The 4911-nt window shown below is 68.0% G+C and carries 4 protein-coding genes; all 4 read right to left on the reverse strand.

Going from position 1 to position 4911, the window contains the following annotated elements; all coding sequences use genetic code 11:
• Nucleotides 1–97: 97 nt before the first annotated feature.
• The 4 genes from Q0112_RS04405 to Q0112_RS04420 all read right to left on the reverse strand — a co-directional run bounded on the left by Q0112_RS04405 (nucleotide 98) and on the right by Q0112_RS04420 (nucleotide 4566).
• Nucleotides 98–904, reverse strand: coding sequence for an amino acid ABC transporter ATP-binding protein (locus Q0112_RS04405; protein WP_297971969.1), 807 nt, complete (start codon nucleotides 902–904; stop codon nucleotides 98–100).
• Between the two features lie 14 nt (nucleotides 905–918).
• Nucleotides 919–2220 (reverse strand): amino acid ABC transporter permease, encoded by a 1302-nt coding sequence (locus tag Q0112_RS04410; RefSeq protein ID WP_297971971.1) that lies wholly within the window; start codon nucleotides 2218–2220, stop codon nucleotides 919–921.
• Nucleotide 2221: 1 nt separating this feature from the next.
• A complete protein-coding gene (locus Q0112_RS04415; RefSeq protein ID WP_297971973.1) occupies nucleotides 2222–3433 on the reverse strand; it encodes an ABC transporter permease subunit in 1212 nt (403 codons plus the stop codon).
• Between the two features lie 116 nt (nucleotides 3434–3549).
• Complete coding sequence (locus Q0112_RS04420; protein WP_297971975.1) at nucleotides 3550–4566, reverse strand: amino acid ABC transporter substrate-binding protein; 1017 nt, start codon at nucleotides 4564–4566, stop codon at nucleotides 3550–3552.
• Nucleotides 4567–4911 lie beyond the last annotated feature (345 nt).

The raw sequence follows: 4911 nt of genomic DNA on the forward strand, positions 1-4911 counted from the left end.
GGCTGGAATGCGGCTGGAAGGGGGCTGGAAAGCGGCCATACGAATTGCGGCTGCGACCGGAGATTAACGCCGCGGGCAGGCGCGGCGCGGAGGGCCCTCAGTGCCCGAGGATCTGGCTGAGGAAGAGCTTGGTCCGCTCCGACTTCGGGTTGTTGAAGAACTCCTTCGGCTCGTTCTGTTCGACGATCTGGCCCTGGTCCATGAAGATGACGCGGTTGGCCACGGCCTGGGCGAAGCCCATCTCGTGCGTGACGCAGATCATCGTCATGCCCTCGGCGGCGAGCTCGATCATGGTGTCGAGGACCTCCTTGATCATCTCGGGGTCGAGCGCCGAGGTCGGCTCGTCGAAGAGCATGATCTTCGGGCGCATGCAGAGCGAGCGGGCGATCGCCACCCGCTGCTGCTGCCCGCCGGAGAGCTGGCCGGGGTACTTGTGCGCCTGCTCCGGGATCTTGACCTTGGTGAGGAAATGCATGGCGATCTCCTCGGCCTCCCGCTTCGGGGTCTTGCGGACCCAGATCGGCGCGAGGGTGCAGTTCTCGAGGATGGTGAGGTGGGGGAAGAGGTTGAAGTGCTGGAAGACCATGCCGACCTCGGAGCGCACCTTGTCGATGTTCTTGAGGTCGGAGGTGAGCTCGACGCCGTCGACGATGATCTGGCCCTTCTGGTGCTCCTCGAGCCGGTTGATGCAGCGGATCAGCGTCGACTTGCCCGAGCCCGAGGGGCCGCAGACCACGATCCGCTCGCCCTTGTAGACGGTGAGGTTGATGTCGCGCAGCACGTGGAACTGGCCGTACCACTTGCTCATGCCGATGATCTGGATCGCCGGCTCGTCGGAGACCTTGAGCCTCGAGGTGTCGACCGGCTCGAGCTCGGAGGCGTCGACGGGATGCGGTTCGGCCATGGGTCGGGTCCCTTTCAGCGTCGGTCGGTGCGGAGCTTGCGCTCGAGGTAGCGGGAATATTGCGACATCCCGTAGCAGCAGAGAAGGAAGAGCAGCGCCACGAAGCCGTAGAGCTCCCAGACGATGCCGTTCCAGTTCGAGTCGGCGCGGATCGAGGTGACGAGCCCGAGCGGGTCGAGCAGGCCGATGATGGCGACGAGCGTGGTGTCCTTGAAGAGCGAGATGAAGTTGCCGACGATGGAGGGGATCGAGATCTTCAGCGCCTGCGGCATGATGATGAGCCGCATCGACTTCCAGTAGTCGAGCCCGAGCGCGTCGGCCGCCTCGTACTGGCCGCGCGGCAGGGCGGCGAGCCCGCCCCGGATCGTCTCGGCCATGTAGGCGGCGGCGAAGAGCGTCACCATGATGATGACGCGCAGGATGATGTCGAAGTTCGTCCCCGGCGGCAGGAAGACGTTGAGCAGGAAGGTGGCGACCAGGAGCAGCGTGATCAGCGGCACGCCGCGGATGAACTCGATGAAGCCGATCGAGAGCGCCTTGACGATGAACATGTCCGACCGCCGGCCGAGCGCCAGCAGCACGCCGAGCGGCAGCGAGAAGGCGATGCCGGTCATGCCGATGACGGTCGAGAGCATGAAGCCGCCGAAGAGCTTCGAGGCCACCGGGGTGAGCGCGAGCGGCACTACCGAGGCGAAGGCGTCCGCGACCGGGCCGACGAGGTAGAGCCACCAGAGCACCGTCGCCAGCGCCGCCGCGAAGGGCGCGACCAGGCCGTAGCCGGCGGCGGCGAGCAGGCGTTGCGCCAGATGCCCGACGACGAAGCCGGCATAGATCGCGATCGGCACCCAGAGCGAGCCGCCCCAGAGCAGCCAGTAGCAGAGGCCGGGGAAGGCGGCCGAGAACCAGAGCAGCCGGCGCGGCAGCTCGGAGACGAGGACGGGCGCGAGCGCGGCGAGGAGGAGGAAGAAGGTGAGCGTCGGCCGCCAGTAGAGGTGTACGGGATAGAAGCCGAAGAGGAACTGCTGCCACCGCTCGCGGATGACGGCGAAGCAGGCGCCGGAGGCGCCCTCGCCCCAGGTCGCCTGGATGATCTGCCGGCACTCGGTCAGCGAGCCCGCATTCCAGACCCCGTGGGCGAACCAGGGGAGCATGTGCGAGACGAGCCACCAGAGCAAGGCGACCGAGGCGATGGTCAGCAGCGCGTTCAGCCAGCTCGAGAAGAGGTTCTCGCGCAGCCAGCGGGCCGGGCCGACCTGGCCGGAGGGCGGGGCCTGCGGCGGCTCCATCTCGTGGCGGACGAAGGCGACCTCGGCCATCTCAGCGCTCCTTCAGCGAAACGCGGGCGTCGTACCAGTTCATGATCGAGGAGATCAGCAGGCTGAGGATCAGGTAGAAGCCCATGAGCAGGAGCATGCACTCGAGCTCGCGCCCGGTCTGGTTCATGGTGATGCCGCCCAGGGTGGCGCGCGCGTCCATGTAGCCGACGGCGATGGCCAGCGAGGAGTTCTTGGTCAGGTTCAGGTACTGCGAGATGAGCGGCGGGATGATGACCCGCATCGCCTGCGGCAGCACGACGAGGTTCATGATCCGGTTCGGGCGCAGGCCGAGCGCGGCCGCCGCCTCGGTCTGGCCGCGCGACACCGCCTGGATGCCGCCGCGGACGTTCTCGGCGATATAGGCGGCGGTGTAGAAGGAGAGCGCCAGCCAGAGCGCGATCAGCGACTTGTCGATGAAGCCGCCGCCCTCGAAGTTGAACCGCTGCAGCTCGGGGAAGTCGAAGCTGATCGGATGGCCGGCGAGCAGGTCGGCGAGGAGCGTCGGGGCGACGAGGAGCCCGGCCTTGATCCAGAAGGTCGGGAGGATCTCGCCGGTCGCCTCCTGCCGCGCCCTGGCGTAGCGGCCGAAGGCGACGACGGCGACGACGGAGAGCGCGAAGATCCCGACGACGAGCTGCCACCCCGGCGCGAGGACCGGCCAGGGGATGTAGAAGCCGCGGTTGGTGATGGCGACGGCGCCGAAGATCATCTGCGCGCTGGGGTTGTCGCCGCGGAAGGCGGCCGGGGCCGGCGTCATGTCGGTCAGGATCGCGAAGAAGGCGAAGATCCAGAGCAGCACCGGGACGTTGCGGAAGACGTCGACGTAGGTGCCGGCGAGCTTGGACACCAGCCAGTTCGGCGAGAGGCGGAGGATGCCGATCAGCACCCCCATGATCGTCGCGAGGAGGCAGCCGAGGATGGCGACGAGGAAGGTGTTGAGGATGCCCACGATCGCCGCCCGGCCGTGGGTGCTGTCGTTGGTATAGGGGATCAGCGTCTGGTTGATGTCGTAGCCGGCGCGGGTGCCGAGGAAGCCGAAATCGAAGGTCTTGCCGAGCGCCGCGAGATTCTGGACGGTGTTGTTCACCAGCCAGGCGGCCGCCAGCATGAAAGAGATGAGGGCAATGACCTGGATGGTGAGCGAGCGGTAGCGCGTGTCGTAGATCAGCATGCTGAGCCGGAAACGCTCGCCCGGCATTTCTGCGCTGGTCATCGCAATGTCATCCCCATCGGCTGCGCGTGAAGCCGGGACCGCGGCGATGGCGGTCCCGGCATCCGGTCAGGTCCCCGGGGCGCGCGCAGGCGCGCGCCCCGGCCCGTGTGCCGGGATCAGCGGAAGGGCGGCGAGAAGATCAGCCCGCCGTCGGTCCATTGCGCGTTGAGGCCCCGGGCGATGTTCGAGGGCGTGCCCTCGCCGATGTTGGCGGCGAAGATCTCGCCATAGTTGCCGCGGGCCTGGATGGCGCGCTTGGCCCAGTCCTTGTCGAGGCCGAACATGGCGCCGAGGTCGCCCTCGGTGCCGAGCAGGCGCTTGATCTCCGGGTTCTCGCTCGTCGTGGCCATCTCGTCGGCGTTGGCGGCGGTGATGCCGTAATCCTCGGCGGCGATGAGCGCGTTCAGCGTCCAGCGCACGATGTCGGCCCACTGGTCGTCGCCCTGGCGCACCAGCGGCCCGAGCGGCTCCTTCGAGATGATCTCGGGCAGGATGATCCAGTTGTCCGGGTTCTCGTAGGTGGCGCGGCTGGCGGCGAGGCCGGAGGCGTCGGTGGTGTAGGCGTCGCAGGCGCCGGCCTGGAACTGCTGGTTCGCCTCGGCGTTCGTCGCGATCGGCACCGGCTGGTAGGTGATGCCGTTGGTCTTGAACCAGTCGGCGAGGTTGAGCTCGGTGGTGGTGCCGGTCTGGATGCAGACCGTGGCGCCGTCGAGCTCCTTGGCCGAGGTGACGCCGAGATCCTTCGACACCATGAAGCCCTGGCCGTCGTAGTAGTTGACGCCGGCGAAGGTGAACTTGAGGTCGACGTCGCGGCTGAAGGTCCAGGTGGAGTTGCGCGACAGCACGTCGACCTCTCCCGAGGCGAGCGCGGTGAAGCGGGTCTCGGTGGTGGTGGGCGTGAACTCGACCTTCTCGGCGTCGCCGAGCACCGCCGCGGCGAGCGCGCGGCAGACGGCGATGTCGAAGCCCTCCCACTTGCCGGCCGCGTCCGGGGCGGCGAAGCCGGCGAGGCCGCTGTTGACGCCGCATTTCAGCGTGCCGCGTGCCTTCACGTCGTCGAGCGTCGCGCCTGAGGCAGCGCCGGCCGCCAGGACCAGGGCGATCGCGCTGCCGAAGAGGAACCTTTGCTTCATCACTTCAATCCTGTTGGGGCCTCCGCCATTGCGGAGGCGGTACCGGGAGCGTCGACGCACCCATTTTGCTTTCTTCAGGGCCGGCGAGATGGCCCGTGTGCGCAGTTTGCGGAGGCAGGGGCCGAAAGGTCAAGCGTCGCGGTAACCGATCGTTAAGTAAAAGGCCCGCCCGCGCGGCGCCATGCGCGCCCCTCAGGCGAGGAGCGCCGAGAGGCGGGCCGCGTCGAGGAACCCCTCCCGGCTGGCCGCCGCCCGCGCCTCCGCCTCGGAATCGAGCCCCCACTGCTCGGCCTGCCAGGTCTCGTCGAGGCGCGAGATCTCCCAGGCCGCGCCCGGATCGAGCGC

The sequence above is a fragment of the uncultured Amaricoccus sp. genome, assembly GCF_937858865.1.
Classification (GTDB): Bacteria; Pseudomonadota; Alphaproteobacteria; order Rhodobacterales; family Rhodobacteraceae; genus Amaricoccus.